The following is a 16064-nucleotide window of genomic DNA, read 5'->3' as shown; positions in this document are numbered from 1 at the left end:
CGGAAGGCGGAAGGCGGAAGGCGGAAGGCGGAAGGCGGAAGGCGGAAGGCGGAAGGCGGAAGGCGGAAGGCGGAAGGCGGAAGGCGGAAGGCGGAAGGCGGAAAATCCTTGCCGCGCCCCGCCGGCCAAAAGAAAAGGCGCCCGCAGGCGCCTTTATCCGTCGTCCTTCGGCCTCAGTCGTTCTGGGCCAGCTGGATGGTGATGGTCTGGCCCGGTTTCAGGTTGCCCGGAGCCACCTTGTTCCAGCGCTTGATGTCGTCCGCTTCCACCTTGAACTTCTTGGCGATGCCGGCCAGGGTGTCGCCCTTGCGGATGGTGTAGCGGGCCACCTTGGCCTTGGCGGCAGCGGCCTTGGCATTGGCCGGGGCCTTGTCGTTCTTGCTCAGCTTGAGGTTCTTGCCTTCCAGGGTGGCGCTGACGCGGCCGTTGGCCGGGGCGCTGGCCACCGTGGTCTTGGCGGCAGCGGCGGGAGCGGCGACGGCGGGGGCCACGGTGAGCTTGGTGCCGGCGGCCATGTTGCGGCCCAGCTTGTTCCAGCGCTTCAGCTCGTCCACGGAAACGTCGTAGCGGCGGGCGATGGAGAAGAGGGTGTCGCCTTTCTTGACCACGTGGAACTTGGCCGGCTGGGCCCGGGGTTCGTTGCGGGAGTCGGCACGGGAATCAGTGCGGGCGTCGCTGCGGGCGGGTGCGGTTTCGGCTGCCGGCGGGGTGAAGGAGGCGACGGCGAGGTCGCCTTCGATGCCGTCCCGGGCCGGGACCAGCAGGGTGGTGCCGGCGCCTACCTTGGCCTTGGGCGGCAGGCCGTTCACCGTCTTCAGGTGAGCCACGGAGACACCCAGGCGGGCCGCCACCTTGTCCAGCTTTTCCCCGGCCTTGAGGGTGTAGGAGGTCCAGGAGGAGAGGGGGGCTTCGTTGTTTTCCAGGTTGGCGCGGAAGCGCTCCACCTTTTCCGCCGGCAGCACCAGGGGACGGTCGGCCTTGATCACCGGGCGGTTGTGGGCCGGGTTGAGGGCGACGAATTCATCCACCGGCATTTCCGCCAGCTTGGCCGCCACCTTCACATCCATGTCGGCCGGCTTGGCCACGGCGGCGAAGTAGGGCTGATTGGGAATCTGGGGCAGGTCCAGCTGGGCCAGCAGGCGGGGGTTGGAGAGGATGTTCTTGAGGGCCTGCAGCTTGGGCACGTAGTTGCGGGTTTCCGCCGGCATGGTCAGGTTTTCGTAATCGGTCGGCAGGCCCTTGGCCCGGTTCTTGGCGATGGCCCGGCCGACGGCGCCTTCGCCCCAGTTGTAGGAAGCCAGGGCCAGCTGCCAGTCGCCGTGCATCTCGTAGATGGTCTGCAGATAGTCCAGGGCGGCGGAGGTGGAGGCGATGATGTCGCGCCGGTCGTCCACCCACCAGTTCTGTTCCAGCTTGAAGTTCTTGCCGGTGGAGGGAATGAACTGCCACAGGCCGGAAGCGTGGCTGCGGGAATAGGCCATGGGGTTGTAGGCGCTTTCCACCATGGGCAGCAGGGCCAGTTCCATGGGCATGCCGCGCTTCTCGATGGCCTCGACGATGTGGAACATGTAGCGGCGGCTGCGTTCGACCATGCGTCGCACGTAATCGGGCCGGTTCATGTACCACTGCTGGTGGGTCAGCACCAGGTCGTTGTTCAGGTTCGGCATGCCGAAGCCGTTGCGGATGCGTTCCCACAGGTTGTCGGGGGAGGTGGTGAGGTCGATGGTGCGGGGTAACTGGGGGATCGGCGCGATCTCCTCCACCGGCAGGCTGCCATCGTTCTGGACCGGGCTGGCTTCGGGGCGGGCGGACAGTTCGGTGCGGGACGGCACCATGGACTGCAGGCTGGGTGCGAAGGAAAGCGTCAGGGGCTGGTCGTTGGCCTGGGCGGGAGTGGCGGCGAAGAGGGCGCCGCAGGCCAGGGCCGGGAGGGAACGATGGAGTTGCCGGATGAAGCGGAGGGTGCAGCCTAGCGTGTCGTCGAGCGTCATAGATTCTCTTTGTCTGCTGTTCCCCGCCAGGCGGGGGGATTCCCGAGGGCCGGCACGGCAGGCGGGCCGGGCGTCGGGCACGACGTTTCAGGATGACCTAATCGCGGAATTATACCCTATGAAAAGAAGGGGATATCCGCTGCCAAAGGTAAAAAATCCAGGCCGTTGGAGTGACGTACGGTCTTTACCGGAGGCGTTGCCACAGGGCCTCCAGGGTGGCGGCAGCCCCCTGGGTGATGCGGTGGTCGGCGAAGGGGCTGACGGGCGTGGTGCCCGGATTGATCTCCACCGTGGTGATGCCCTGCTCGCTGGCCCACAGCACCGGTTCGGCCACATAGGGAAAGAGGCTGGAAGTGCCGATGGAAAAGACCATGTCGGGGCCGGCGTCCAGGGTGCGGAGCAGCTGTTCCATTTCCATCTGCGGCAGGGATTCGCCGAAAAGCACCACCCGGGGCCGTACCAGGGCGTTACAACGGGGGCAGGCCGGCGGCAGTTCCAGGTCGGAGAAGCTGTCCACTTCCGTCTCATAACTGCAGCGGGTGCAGTGCAGATGGTGCAGGCGTCCGTGGATCTCGATGACGTCGGAAGAGCCGGCCTGGCGGTGCAGGCCGTCGATGTTCTGGGTGAAGACGGTGACGGCGGTGCCGCGCCGTTCCAGATCGGCGATGACCTGGTGGGCCCGGTTGGGGCGGGCGTCGCGGCAGGTGCGCTCGATCTGGGCCAGGTATTTCCAGGTGATCTGGGGATGCTGGTGCAGCATGGGGCCGGACAGCGCCTCTTCGATGGAGAAGCCTTCTGCCGTCAGGTCCTCCTCGTAGAGTCCGCCGACGCCCCGGTAGGTGGGCAGTCCCGAGTCGGCGGAGATGCCGGCGCCGGTGATGAAAAGGACGCGGCGGGCCTCTGCCAGTTCTTCGGCAACGGCATCCAGGGTGGCGGCTGTGTCCATGGCGGACTCCCGGAGATATGAGGAAATGGAGGCTGGAAACGAAAAAACCGGCACAGGGCCGGTTTTCTCTATTTTGTTGGCGGAGTGGACGGGACTCGAACCCGCGACCCCCGGCGTGACAGGCCGGTATTCTAACCAACTGAACTACCACTCCAAACTGCTTTAACTCTGTACTGCGCTACCGATGCTGCCGGTACCACTTGAATCTGTGGCGTCCCCACGGGGATTCGAACCCCGGTTATCGCCGTGAAAGGGCGGTGTCCTAGGCCTCTAGACGATGGGGACCCTAGGTATCTTTCGCATTTGTATGGTGGAGGTACGCGGGATCGAACCGCGGACCTCTTGCATGCCATGCAAGCGCTCTCCCAGCTGAGCTATACCCCCGCCGCGAAAGAAGACCGAATTATAGGGAGCGTTTTGGGGGTTGTAAAGCCCTTTTGTGATTTTTTTTAAGAAAATCGCCATTCACCTGGATAAGTCCCTGTTTTGTCTCTTGCCGCGTACTCTTTGACGGGCTGTGGGCCTGATGGGGAAAGGCTCGTAGGGCAGTCGGGGGTGACAAGGGGAGGGCTGAAAAGCAAAAAGCCAGCATTTCTGCTGGCTTTTTGCTTTTAGCTGGCGGAGTGGACGGGACTCGAACCCGCGACCCCCGGCGTGACAGGCCGGTATTCTAACCAACTGAACTACCACTCCGAACTTCTGAAGCTTGCAACGGTAAAGCTGGTTGCCGCTTACAAAACTTAGGGCTTGCTGATTTTGTCGATCAGCAAGCCCTGCTGTAGGTGGCGTCCCCACGGGGATTCGAACCCCGGTTATCGCCGTGAAAGGGCGGTGTCCTAGGCCTCTAGACGATGGGGACCCTAGGTATCTTTCGCATTTGTATGGTGGAGGTACGCGGGATCGAACCGCGGACCTCTTGCATGCCATGCAAGCGCTCTCCCAGCTGAGCTATACCCCCGCCGCGAAAGAAGGCCGAATTATAGGGAGCGTTTTTTAGCTTGTAAACCCTCTTCGCCAACTTTTTTTAAATTTTTGCTGCGGCCAGTCGTGCCAGCACCTTTTCCCGGGGGAACAGGGCCACCACTGCATCCACGGACGGGGTCTGGGCCTGACCGGTGAGCAGCACCCGCAGGGGCATGGCCAGCTTGGGCATCTTCAGGCCGTGCTTGGCCACGGTCTCCTTGATCAGGGCGCCGATGGCCGGCGCTTCCCAATTGACGCCCTGGACGCCGGCAATGAAGTCGGCCAAGGCCGGCTTGGCTTCCTCGCTGAGGTGCTGGGCCAGCAGTTCGGCGTTGGGGTGGATGTCGATGTAGAACACCTCAGCCGCGTCCGCCAGCTCATTCAGGGTATGCACCCGTTCCTTGTAGAGGGCGATGATGGATTCCAGGGCCGGCACCGGCGCCGGGGTGATGCCCCGGGCCGCCAGGCGCGGGCGCACCAGGTCGGCCAGGCGGCCGTTGTCGGCCTGCTTGATGTAGTGGGCGTTGAGCCAGTTCAGCTTTTCCGTATTGAACTGGGCGGCCGACGGGGTGATGTGGTCCAGGTCGAACCACTGGCAGAACTGTTCCATGGAGAACACTTCGTCGTCGCCATGGGACCAGCCCAGGCGGCCCAGGTAGTTGAGCACCGCTTCCGGCAGATAGCCGTCCTCGTCGTACTGCATGACGGAAACGGCGCCATGGCGCTTGGACAGCTTCTGGCCGTCGTCGCCCAGGATCATGGAAAGGTGGGCGTACTGGGGCACGCTGGCGCCCAGGGCCTGCAGCACATTGATCTGGCGCGGGGTGTTGTTCACGTGGTCATCGCCGCGGATGACCTGGGTGATGCCCATGTCCCAGTCGTCCACCACCACGCAGAAGTTATAGGTGGGGGTGCCGTCGGCCCGGGCGATGATGAAGTCGTCCAGCTCGCTGTTGCTGATCTCGATGCGGCCCTTGACCAGGTCGTCCCAGGCTACCACGCCGTCCACCGGGTTCTTGAAGCGCACCACCGGCTGGATGCCGGAAGGCGGGGTGGGCAGGGTCTTGCCCGGCTCCGGGCGCCAGCGGCCGTCGTAGCGAGGCTTTTCGCCCTTGGCCCGCTGGGCTTCGCGGATCTGTTCCAGTTCTTCGGGGGAGGTGTAGCAGTGGTAGGCGGTGCCGGCTTCCAGCATCTGCTGGATCACTTCCTTGTACCGGTAGATGCGCTGCATCTGGTAGAAGGGGCCTTCGTCGTGCTCCAGGCCGAGCCAGTTCATGCCGTCGATGATGGCCTGCACGGCTTCCGGGGTGGAACGGGCCACGTCCGTATCCTCGATGCGCAGCACGAACTTGCCCCCGTGGCGGCGGGCGTAGGCCCAGGAGAAGAGGGCGGTGCGGGCGCCGCCGATGTGCAGGTAACCGGTGGGGCTGGGGGCGAAACGGGTACGGATCATGGTGGGTGTCTGGCGTTGAACAAAAGAAGGCTATTGTAATGGATGCCATGGACGCCGGTCCCGGCAGCGGGCGCTCCGGGGGAGAAAAGATGTTTTTTTCAAAAACGTTTGACCACCCGAAATTGTTGTGGTCTAATGCGCACCTCTTCGACGCACCGGGTGGTTAGCTCAGCGGTAGAGCACTGCCTTCACACGGCAGGGGTCACAGGTTCAATCCCTGTACCACCCACCAGAAATCTCTGGAAAACGACGGTGTGACGAAGAACAAAAAGCTGCCTTTTGGCGGCTTTTTTGCTTTTTGCCTTCCGCTCGGGCAAAAAGCCCCATCTCCGCTAGTCCTGTCGATGCCCTTTGCGGCCTCAGACTCGTCCCCCGGTTTTCCCCTTTCGTCATCATTCCCCTGCCTGCTCCGTGCCGGCTGTCGGTGTTTCCTACTACTGTTTCGTCCGGGTTGCCGAAACCTTCGTTGCCGAGAAGAGCCTTGCCAACGGTACCAAGAGCTTTGCATTGGCCAAGTTTTTCGCGGAGCTTTCTGCTGGGCATGCCCGCTACTTCGATGTGGGGAGCAGCCATAACGCAGGCCAAGGGGGCCGCTCCGTCGCTCCAACCAAACCGCAACCAGTTCCGTGATCCTGGCGGGTAGGCGAGTTTGTCGAGAGGTGCCTTAGAGAGAGGTGCCCTTAGAGCAAGGTCATGGCGCTAACGAAGGAGGCTACCTCTATGGCCACGTTTCTCGAGTCGTGGGCGACAAGCCTATTTCCTTGCTCCGGCAGCAGGAGACCTACGTTGTTTTCCATGTTCTCCGGAGGCTTGCCCGTGGCAAAAAGGTTTTCGTAGAATCTGCCCCCTCGTTGAACCTGGAGAGGAAAAAGCCTATGAAAAAAAACCTCGCTATCGTTGTCGCTGCAGTCGCCCTGTCTGGTTGCGCAACCTTTGGTCAGCTTGAGGATGGTCTCAATGCCTTGGTAGGACGACATGAGAAGGAAGCATTCAGTGCTCTCGGCTATCCGAACAGTAAGCAGGAGTTTTCCGGGGACACGGTCTATTACTGGGGAGAAAGCCGGAATTCAGCAGTTTTTATGCCCCAAACGGCGACTACGACTGGATATGTAGGGCGCACACCGGTTTTTGGAACCACAACCTCGTCTCAATTGGTACCTGTTAGCTATAACTGCACCATCAAATTGGTTGTGGGGGAGGACAAGGTCATCAAGGATTGGGAGTTCAGCGGCAATCTGGCTGGATGCGAACCGTATATCAAAAGGGTCAAGAGCTACACCAAGAGTGGGCAATCGTGACCATCTAGTCCTGTCCTCCGCTGGGGGAGTCTGGCGCAGTTCGTCGATTCATGCGCCGGTGGAAATCCCACCGGCGAGAGCCAGTGATGTGGCCCATCTGCAACCACCGGGTGCTGTCTTCGATATGCGCTTCAGACTCGTCTTCTCTGCTTCAGGGGAATCGTAGCCATCCCGCCCCAGGGACAGCCTCGGAAAAGACTTCAGCCGGTGGTTTTTGCAGCCCAGGAAGCGATTTGGATGGCCAGATCTACTGGCCTTCCACCAGAGTGCTGGGCGCCGGGGCGCTGGGTGGCGGCGGGGCCAGGGGATTGAAGCCCGGTTCGCCGTAGCGGTTGGCCTCTTCCGGCGGGGGCGCCGGGGGCGGTTCGACGGGCAGTGGCTCGGGTTGCGGCGGCGGGCTGGCCGGGGCGGGTGCGCGGCGGGAGCTGTGGGGCGGGGGCGCTTCCGGCGCGGGGGCCAGCAGTCGGCTTAACCAGTCCCGGCCCCAGGCCAGGACGCGGGTGAACAGGCTGCTGTCCTCGGGTTCGGCGAAGCGGGCCTTGGCGTCGATCTGGCGTGAGCGCAGGGCCTGCTGGAAGAAATCGCCCACCATGGGCAGGGCGCTGTGGGCGCCCTGGCCCCAGTAGTCGCTGCGCAGGGTGATGCGGGCATCGTTGAAACCGACCCAGGCGCCGGCCACCAGCTGGGGGTGCATGAGGATGAACCAGCCGTCCGTGTTGTCCTGGGTGGTGCCGGTCTTGCCGGCCACGTCGGCGCGGATGCCGAAGCGGCTGCGGATGGCGCTGCCGGTGCCCCGGTCGATGACGCCGCGCATGGTGTCCACCAGGGTGTAGGCCACCTTGGGTGGCAGGGCCGGCTCCGGGTCCGCCGGGGCGAATTCGGCCAGGATCTTGCCCTTGCCGTTTTCGATGCGGCTCACCAGCACCGGCTCCAGGTAGCCGCCGCCGTTGGCGATGGTGCCGTAGGCGGCGACCATCTCCCTGAGGCTCACCGGGCTGGTGCCCAGGGCCAGGGAGGGCACCGTTTCCAGCCGGCTCTGGCGGATGCCCATGGCCTGGGCCAGGCGGGCGACCCGTACCGCGCCCACTTCCTGCATCAGCTGGGCGGTGACGGTGTTTTTCGACAGGGCCAGGGCGGTGGCCAGAGTAATGGGCTGGTTGCTGGGCGGCTCGTGGTCGGCGGGGCGCCAGATTTCGCCGCCGGCCAGGGGGATTTCCACGGCCTGGTCCATGCGGCTGTCGCCGGGCTGGGCGCCCCGCAGGAAGGCGGCGCCATAGACGAAGGGCTTGAAGGTGGAGCCGGGCTGGCGCTTGGCCTGCTGCACGTGGTCGAAGGCGTCCTGGCTGAAATCCCGGCTGCCGACCCAGGCCCGGACCTGGCCGTTGCGTGGGTCCAGGGCGAGGAAGCCGGCCTGGATGCGGGTCTTCTGCTGGCGCAGGGCAGCCATGAAGGCCTTGTCGGCTAGGAGTTTCTTCAATGCCTCCTCCTGGCTCAGGCCGGCGGCGACGGCGCTGCGGTATTCCGGCGTTTCACCCACCAGGGTGCGCACCAGGGGATTGGCGGCGTTCCAGCCGCCGCGGCGGTTCCAGGCCGCATCGGCCTGGTTCTGCAGCACGTAGCCCTGGCGCGCCACGGCCTGGTTGGCCCAGGCTTGCAGGCGGGAATCCAGGGTGGTGTACACCACCAGGCCGTCGGCGTAGGCGTTGTAGCCGTGGTCGTCGGCCCAGGCGATGAGCCATTTGCGCAGCTGCTGGGCGAAGTGGGGGGCCGGGCCTTCCGGCTCGCTCTGGCGCTCGAAGTCCAGGCGCAGGGGCTTTTTCTTCAGGCCGTCGAACTGGGCCGGGGAGAGTCGCTCCCGCTTCACCATCTGGGCCAGCACCGTGTTGCGCCGCTGCACCGCCCGTTCCGGGTTGAGCACCGGGTTGTAATAGCTGTTGCCCTTGAGCATGCCCACCAGGGTGGCGCTCTGCAGCACGTCCAGGTTGCCGGCGGAGGTGTCGAAATAGGTGCGGGCCGCCATTTCGATGCCGTAGGCGTTGTAGAGGAAGGGTACCGTATTGAGGTAGGTCTCGAGGATTTCCTCCTTGGTATACAGGGCCTCGATCTTGAGGGCGGTGATGGCCTCTTTCAGCTTGCGCGTCAGGGTGGGGGCCCGGCCGATCTCGTCCGGGTAGAGATTGCGGGCCAGCTGCTGGGTCAGGGTGGAGCCGCCCTGGCGGTCGCCGGAAAAGGTGTTGAGGGCGGCGCCGGCGGTGCGGCGCCAGTCGATGCCGTGGTGCTGGTAGAAGCGGTGGTCCTCGGTGGCGATGAGGGCCTCCACCACCCGGGGCGACACCTGGGCCAGCTTCACCCATTCCCGGTTGGCCCGCTTGAACACGGCCAGTTCCTTGCCGTCGGCGCTGAGGATGCGGGCCGGCTGCTCCTGCTTGGCCTTGCGCAGGTCGCTGATGCCCGGGGTGAAGGGGATCAGCAGCAGGGCGTAGGCCAGCAGCAGGGCCGGCGGCAGGGCCAGGAGCAGCAGCGCGCCGCGCCAGCCGAGGCGGCGCAGGCGTTGCCAGTAGTCGAGGAGGAGGGTCTGGAGGCGAACGGGGAAGGTGTGGGGATTCAAGGGCTGGATCGCTTTCCGCTGTCTGGCCGCTGCCCTTGCCGCAGGCGGGGCGGGGCCGGACTTCTTGGCTGGCGCTGGAACGGCTGCCTGGCGCCAATTTTATCGCTGCACCGCAATAGTCGGGGAATTATCGGACGCAAGCTCCCGTTTTCGGCAATGGCCCTTGTTTTTCAACGATTAAATGTGATCCGGCAAGGCCGGGGCGCCGCGCCCGTGCCGGTGGACGGCCCGCCTGTCATACAAGCAGGATGGGCGTTGCCGGCCCGAATTTGGTAATCTGACGCCCGTTTTGTTTAGCCTGTCGCGGCGTTTTTGCCGCTTTGCCCGAAACGGGGAAAAAAAGCACCATGAGCAATCCTTCCGATTACAACGCTTCGTCGATCACGGTCCTCAAGGGCCTGGAACCGGTGAAGCAGCGCCCGGGCATGTACACCCGGACCGAAAATCCCCTGCACATCATCCAGGAAGTCATTGACAACGCGGCGGACGAAGCCATTGCCGGTTTCGCCAAGAGCATCCTGGTCACCGTCCATGTGGATGGCTCCATTTCCGTGGCCGACAACGGCCGCGGCATTCCGGTGGAACTGCACCCGGTGGAAAACGCGCCGACGGTGGAAGTGGTGTTTACCCGCCTGCACGCGGGCGGCAAGTTCAACAAGGGCGCCGGCGGCGCCTACAGCTTCTCCGGCGGCCTGCACGGGGTCGGCGTTTCCGTCACCAACGCCCTGTCCACCCGCCTCGAGGTGGAAGTGGCCCGGGAAGGCGGCATGCACCGCCTGGTCTTCGCCGCCGGCGACGTGGTGGAGCCCCTGGCCCGCATCGGCGATGCGCCGAAGAAGGCCAGCGGCACCCGGGTGCGCGCCTGGCCCGACGCCAAGTATTTCGATTCCCCCACCATCCCCATGGGCGAGCTGGAGCACATCCTGCGCTCCAAGGCCGTGCTGCTGCCCGGCGTTGCCGTCACCCTGCACATCGAGCGCAGCGGCGAGACCAAGGAATGGGCCTACAAGGACGGCATGCGCGGCTACCTGGCCGAGCTGCTGGACGGCACCGACCTGGTGATTCCCATGATCGTCGGCGAGAAATACGCCGGCAAGCCGACCAACGGCGACGGTTTCGCCGAGGGCGAGGGCGCCGCCTGGGCCATCGCCTGGACGGAAGAGGGCGCCCTGGCCCGGGAATCCTATGTGAACCTGATTCCCACCCCCGGCGGCGGCACCCACGAATCGGGCCTACGCGACGGCATCTTCCAGGCCGTGAAGAGCTTCGTGGACATGCACAGCCTGCTGCCCAAGGGCGTCAAGCTGCTGCCGGAAGACGTCTTCGGCCGCGCCAGCTTCCTCCTTTCCGCCCGCATCCTGGACCCCAGTTTCCAGGGCCAGACCAAGGACCGCCTCAATTCCCGGGACGCGGTGAAGCTGGTCAGCGCCATGTTCCGCGACACCTTCGAACTGTGGCTCAACGAGCACGTGGAATACGGCAAGAAGCTGGCCGAGCTTTCCATCAAGCAGGCCCAGAGCCGCCAGCGTTCCGCCCAGAAGGTGGAAAAGAAGAAGGGCAGCGGCGTTGCCGTGCTGCCGGGCAAGCTCACCGACTGCGAATCCGACGACATCGAGCGCAACGAACTGTTCCTGGTGGAAGGCGATTCCGCCGGCGGTTCCGCCAAGCAGGGCCGGGACAAGGAATTCCAGGCCCTCCTGCCCCTGCGCGGCAAGGTGCAGAACAGCTGGGAAGTGGAGCCGGACCGGCTCTACGCCAACGTGGAAATCCACAACATCGCCGTGGCCATCGGCGTGGACCACCACACCCTGGAGAGCGACACCAGCATCGACGGCCTGCGCTACGGCAAGGTCATCATCATGTCCGACGCGGACGTGGACGGCAGCCACATCCAGTGCCTGCTCCTGACCCTGTTCTTCCGCCATTTCCCCAAGCTCATCGCCAACGGCAACATCTACGTGGCCAAGCCGCCCCTGTTCCGGGTGGACGTGCCGGGCCAGGGCAAGAACCGGCCGCCGCGCAAGATCTACGCCCTGGACGAGAACGAGCTGGAAGCGGTGAAGGACAAGCTGGTCAAGGAAGGCATCAAGCTCGAAGCCCTCTCCATCTCCCGCTTCAAGGGTCTGGGCGAAATGTCCAGCGAACAGCTGTGGGACACCACCCTCAACCCGGACACCCGCCGTCTGGTGCGGGTGGAATTCGGCGACTACCCCATGGAAGAGACCATCGCCAAGATGAACATGCTCATGGGCAAGGGCGAAGCCAGCTCCCGCCGCGAATGGCTGGAAGTGCACGGTAACGAAGTCGAGGCGGATATCTGACCATGACCCACAAGAACGACGACACCCTGAGCGGCGATCTCTTCGCCGCCGACGACAACAAGGCGACTGCCGCCGAAGTGGCCCAGGCCGAGGCCGTGGCCGAACACCTGATCGAACAGGCGGCGCAAATGGACGGTGCCCTGGAAGCCGCATCCAGCGGCGATGCTGGCGATGCCGAGGCGGAGATGCCCGTGGCTGCTGCCTCCGGGGGCAGCGGTGGCGGCAACAACCTGGCGCCCCTGCCGCCCCTGCCGACGGACGCCGATTCCGCCCCCCTGGCCCTCTTCGCCGAGCGGGCCTATCTGGAATACGCCGTCAGCGTGGTCAAGGGCCGGGCCCTGCCCGATGTCTGCGACGGTCAGAAGCCGGTGCAGCGCCGCATCCTCTACGCCATGAACGAGCTGGGCCTGACCAGCGGCGCCAAGCCGGTCAAGTCCGCCCGGGTGGTGGGCGACGTCATCGGTAAATACCACCCCCACGGCGATTCCTCCGTCTATGAGGCCATCGTCCGCGTCGCCCAGGATTTCTCCCTGCGCTATCCCCTGGTGGACGGCATCGGCAACTTCGGCTCCCGGGACGGCGACACCGCCGCCGCCATGCGTTACACGGAATGCCGCCTCACCCCCATCGCCCAGCTGCTGCTCGGCGAGCTGGACATGGGCACCGTGGATTTCCAGCCCAACTACGACGGCGCCTTCCAGGAACCGGCCCTGCTGCCGGCCCGCCTGCCCATGCTGCTGCTCAACGGCGCCTCCGGCATCGCCGTCGGCATGGCCACGGAAATGCCCAGCCACAACCTGCGGGAAGTCTCCGAAGCGGCCATCGCCCTGATCAGGAAGCCCGAGCTGTCGGTGGCCGACCTCATGGAATACATCCCGGCGCCGGACTTCCCCGGCGGCGGCCAGATCATTTCCACCCCCGCCGACATCCGCAACGCCTACGAGACCGGCCGCGGCTCCCTCAAGGTGCGCGCCCGCTGGAAGGTGGAAGAACTGGCCCGGGGCCAGTGGCAGCTGGTGGTCTATGAACTGCCGCCCTCCGCCTCCAACCAGAAGATCCTGGAGGAGATCGAGGACCTGACCAATCCCAAGGTCAAGACCGGCAAGAAGACCCTGACCCAGGAACAGACCCAGACCAAGCAGCTGATCCTCTCGGTGCTGGAAAAGGCCCGGGACGAATCCGACAAGCAGCATCCGGTGCGCCTGGTGTTCGAACCCCGTTCCAGCCGCCAGGATGCGAACGAGTTCATGAACATCCTGCTGGCCCACACCTCCATGGAATCCTCGGCCCCCATCAACATGGTGGCCATCGGCCTGGACGGCCGGCCGCGGCAGAAGACCCTGAAGGACCTGCTGGCCGAGTGGATCGCCTTCCGCTTCGACACCGTGCGCCGCCGCACCGAGCACCGCCTGGGCAAGGTGAACGACCGCATCCACATCCTGGAAGGCCGGCACATCGTCTTCCTCAACATCGACGAAGTGATCCACCTCATCCGCGAGTCGGACGAGCCCAAGGCCGCCCTGATCGCCCGCTTCAACCTCTCCGACCGCCAGGCCGAAGACATTCTGGAAATCCGCCTGCGCCAGCTGGCCCGCCTCGAAGGCATCAAGATCGAGCAGGAACTGGCCGAGCTGCGGGAAGAGAAGGCCGGCCTGGAAAACCTCCTGGCCGACGACAAGGCCATGAAGAGCCTGATCATCAGCGAGATCAAGGCCGATACCAAGAAATACGGCGACGAGCGCCGCACCGTGGTGGAGGCCGCCGAGCGGGCCGCCGTGGCCCAGGTGGTGGTCAATGAACCCGTCACCGTGCTGCTCTCCGAAAAGGGCTGGATGCGCACCCGCCAGGGCCACGGCCTCGACCTTTCCACCGTCGGCTTCAAGGAAGGGGACAAGCTCTTCGCCGCCCAGGAATGCCGCACCGTGGACAACGTGGTGGTGCTGCTCACCGACGGCCGGGCCTGCACCGTGCCCGTCTCCAGCCTGCCCGGCGGGCGCGGCGACGGCGTGCCCGTTTCCACCCTCATCACCATCCCCAGCGGCGCCAAGGTGGCCCAGATGGTCTGCGGCAACGCCGAACAGCGGGTGCTGCTGGCCGTTTCCAGCGGCTACGGCTTTACCTGCCGCATCGGCGACATGCTCGGCCGCAACAAGGCCGGCAAGCAGTTCATCAGCGTCGAGCCGGGCGACACCATCCTCTCGCCGTGGACCTTCGACAGCCACGAAACCCTGCTCGCCATCAGCAGCGGCGGCCGCCTGCTGGTGTTCCCCATTGCCGACGTGAACGAGCTGCCCCGGGGCGGCCGCGGCGTCATCCTGATGAAGCTCAACGAAGGCGATACCCTGGCCGCCGTGGCCGTCGCCGCCTCCGACGAGACTTTGCAGATCCGCTGCATCTCCAAGACCGGCAAGGAAACCCAGATGTCCGTGACGCCCAAGGACGTGCAAATCTTCCTCAGCGCCCGGGCCCGCAAGGGCGAAGCCTTCATCGGCAGAACCCAGCCGGTGGGCTTTGTGCGGGAGACGTCGCTGAAGTAGGGCGGTTGATGGGGAAAGAAAAGGGGCGCTTAGGCGCCCCTTTTTCTTTTATGACGTTTTGTCTTCCAAAATTTGTCACGTAAAAGAAGATCAATCTGGGTTGTGTTGTTGACATATGCATATCGCTCTTTTCAAATCGGAGTTATGACTGACGATTAAAAATCATAAGGACTAAAGGAGGAAAAATGGCCAAGAGCCGATCGTTTTCGATATATCTGTTGAAGCCAGGCTACTCTGCTGCAAATGCACTACGACTAGGCCATGCACTGGCAGATAACGTCGTCGCAGATAATCTACCGGATGGGGCAACTCTGTATATCTTGGATAGCGTTCCCCGACCGCCGTGGTGGAAGGAGTACTTTGCAATCGACAAGGAGTTGACCCAGGTTCAGAAGGGGGCGCTGATCTTCCTTCCAGTAAGGGAGCGATGCTTCGTGCTTTCATTTGGTCATGTAAGCCACAACCTTTTGGATGCCAGTTATGAGTACGATTTCGGCCTGCGCGTTACCCTCAATAGCCTTGATCCGAGGAAGTTGAAAAGCACCGACACGCTTGATCCAGGAGCTGCAAAGCGCATGCGGACTCAGTTACCTGTTGAGTCCGAACTGACCTACTTTGATTTCGACCGTGATAGCACGATTCTGAGAAGTTTGACCGGCAAGGTACGTGAGGAATGCAGAGAGTTATTCAGGCATGCAACAGGGGGCAGTAATCTGAGAATCAGCTCCGATATTTCTGCAGATCAGTTGTGTGGCATGTGCGAACGGCTCCTTGCCCTTTACGAGGATGACCAATATAAGGTCGCTTTTCCGGAGATCCAGAATATTGTCCCAGTATGCGATCCTGCACAGATCTTTGTTCTGAATGATCTCCTACTCCAGGCATTCCGCGAGAGGGATACAGGCCTCTGTCTGACTGTGCCAGATATCGTTAACTATAGTGACAACGTTTTTTCTGTGTTTTTGGGAGCGGGTTCTAGCCTGATCTACAACGACGTCCACATTGACCACTATTTTGGTTATCTGGATGAGAAGGGGATTGATCGGGAGGCCGTAGATATCGAGGTGTTGCGTGGCCATAGCCTAGTTCTTACTGATGAGAATGGCAGCCCTCGTAATCACTACACCATCTTCAAGAGCCTTGTTTTCGATGCTTGCATCGAGGGAGAGGAGGGGCAGACCTATCATCTTTGCGAGGGCAGTTGGTACAAGGTTGATCGAGACTACGTAGCCCGACTGAGCGCTTACCTCGACTCTCGCTGTGCGGACTGCGATCTTGCCGCCTATACCTATTCGAGCGAGGGGGAATACAACCAGAAAGTATCGGACAACGACAACACTCTCATTTGCCTCGACATGGAGAACATTAGTCCGGATGGTCAGAAACAGGTTGAACCATGCGACCTTCTAAGACTTAGAGGTAATACGGCAGCCTTCTATCACGTGAAGCTCTCCACGCTTTCAGCACAGCTTAGCCACCTCTTTAACCAGGGGGTAAACGCTATAGAGTTGCTACGTCTGGAACCCAGGGCTCAGGAGAAGTTAGAAGCCCTGATTCGTGACAGGACCAACGCGGAGTATGCAGAAGCGCTAATTTCGTGTATCAGGGAACAGAACTGTTGTGTGGTCTTTGCCATAGTCACACCGAAGGATGCCACTGCTAAATCGCTTAATTTGCCGTTATTTTCCCGCATTAGCCTTATGCGAAACATGAAGGCTCTCCAGCTGATGAACATTCCTGCTGAGTTTGTCTTTGTTGCGGACCAGTCTGCGGAAAAGGAAGGCAGGAAAAGGAAGAGAACGCGGCGTACCGCTCCTAGAGAGGATGCTGGCGAAGCTGCAGCGGTTGCCATGGATGCCCGATAAGCGAGCACTAAGGCCAGGTTTCGGTGCTTTCATATGATTGGTATTTGGCCTTCAGCTGCCCTATCCACAGAAGAAGTGGGGT

General features: G+C 63.0%; 8 protein-coding genes and 7 tRNA genes. 5 read left to right on the top strand and 10 right to left on the bottom strand.

The genetic code is table 11. The features are described 5' to 3' along the window. Positions 1–173 precede the first annotated feature (173 nt). The 9 genes from EV678_RS04200 to gltX all read right to left on the bottom strand — a co-directional run bounded on the left by EV678_RS04200 (position 174) and on the right by gltX (position 5353). Positions 174–1991 carry a lytic transglycosylase gene (locus tag EV678_RS04200; protein ID WP_130458609.1) on the bottom strand — a complete coding sequence of 606 codons (1818 nt, stop codon included), beginning with the start codon at positions 1989–1991 and terminating at the stop codon, positions 174–176. Positions 1992–2175: 184 nt separating this feature from the next. Beyond that, positions 2176–2937: an SIR2 family NAD-dependent protein deacylase gene (locus EV678_RS04195; protein ID WP_130458608.1), complete on the bottom strand. Its 762-nt coding sequence runs from the start codon at positions 2935–2937 to the stop codon at positions 2176–2178. Between the two features lie 77 nt (positions 2938–3014). Next, positions 3015–3091: transfer RNA gene (locus EV678_RS04190), tRNA-Asp, on the bottom strand. A 55-nt stretch (positions 3092–3146) separates the two neighbouring features. Beyond that, positions 3147–3222, bottom strand: a tRNA-Glu gene (locus tag EV678_RS04185). Positions 3223–3245: 23 nt separating this feature from the next. Beyond that, positions 3246–3321 (bottom strand) — tRNA-Ala (locus tag EV678_RS04180). Positions 3322–3553: 232 nt separating this feature from the next. Further along, positions 3554–3630, bottom strand: a tRNA-Asp gene (locus EV678_RS04175). A 90-nt stretch (positions 3631–3720) separates the two neighbouring features. Further along, positions 3721–3796 (bottom strand) — tRNA-Glu (locus EV678_RS04170). A 23-nt stretch (positions 3797–3819) separates the two neighbouring features. Beyond that, positions 3820–3895: transfer RNA gene (locus tag EV678_RS04165), tRNA-Ala, on the bottom strand. A gap of 66 nt (positions 3896–3961) precedes the next feature. Next, positions 3962–5353, bottom strand: coding sequence for a glutamate--tRNA ligase (gene gltX / locus EV678_RS04160; RefSeq protein ID WP_130458607.1), 1392 nt, complete (start codon positions 5351–5353; stop codon positions 3962–3964). Between the two features lie 157 nt (positions 5354–5510). Here gltX and EV678_RS04155 point away from each other — a divergent pair. Continuing rightward, positions 5511–5585 (top strand) — tRNA-Val (locus EV678_RS04155). A gap of 643 nt (positions 5586–6228) precedes the next feature. Then, positions 6229–6651, top strand: a complete 423-nt coding sequence (locus EV678_RS04150; protein WP_130458606.1) for a hypothetical protein — start codon at positions 6229–6231, stop codon at positions 6649–6651. Between the two features lie 247 nt (positions 6652–6898). Here the strand turns inward: EV678_RS04150 and EV678_RS04145 are convergent, their stop codons facing one another. After that, positions 6899–9259, bottom strand: coding sequence for a penicillin-binding protein 1A (locus tag EV678_RS04145; RefSeq protein WP_130458605.1), 2361 nt, complete (start codon positions 9257–9259; stop codon positions 6899–6901). 347 nt (positions 9260–9606) lie between these two features. On the opposite strand from EV678_RS04145, the gene EV678_RS04140 reads away from it, so the two are divergent. The 3 genes from EV678_RS04140 to EV678_RS04130 all read left to right on the top strand — a co-directional run bounded on the left by EV678_RS04140 (position 9607) and on the right by EV678_RS04130 (position 15982). Further along, entirely contained in the window at positions 9607–11580 is a 1974-nt protein-coding gene (locus EV678_RS04140; protein ID WP_014237813.1) for a DNA topoisomerase IV subunit B, read from the top strand. A 2-nt stretch (positions 11581–11582) separates the two neighbouring features. Next, the gene (gene parC / locus EV678_RS04135; RefSeq protein ID WP_130458604.1) at positions 11583–14117 is read left to right on the top strand and encodes a DNA topoisomerase IV subunit A; all 2535 of its coding nucleotides are present in this window, start codon (positions 11583–11585) and stop codon (positions 14115–14117) included. Positions 14118–14302: 185 nt separating this feature from the next. After that, positions 14303–15982, top strand: a complete 1680-nt coding sequence (locus tag EV678_RS04130; RefSeq protein WP_130458603.1) for a DUF6119 family protein — start codon at positions 14303–14305, stop codon at positions 15980–15982. Positions 15983–16064: the final 82 nt, after the last annotated feature.

The organism is Azospira oryzae (assembly GCF_004217225.1).
GTDB lineage: Bacteria > Pseudomonadota > Gammaproteobacteria > Burkholderiales > Rhodocyclaceae > Azospira > Azospira oryzae.
This window is presented reverse-complemented; position numbering and strand designations above follow the sequence as displayed.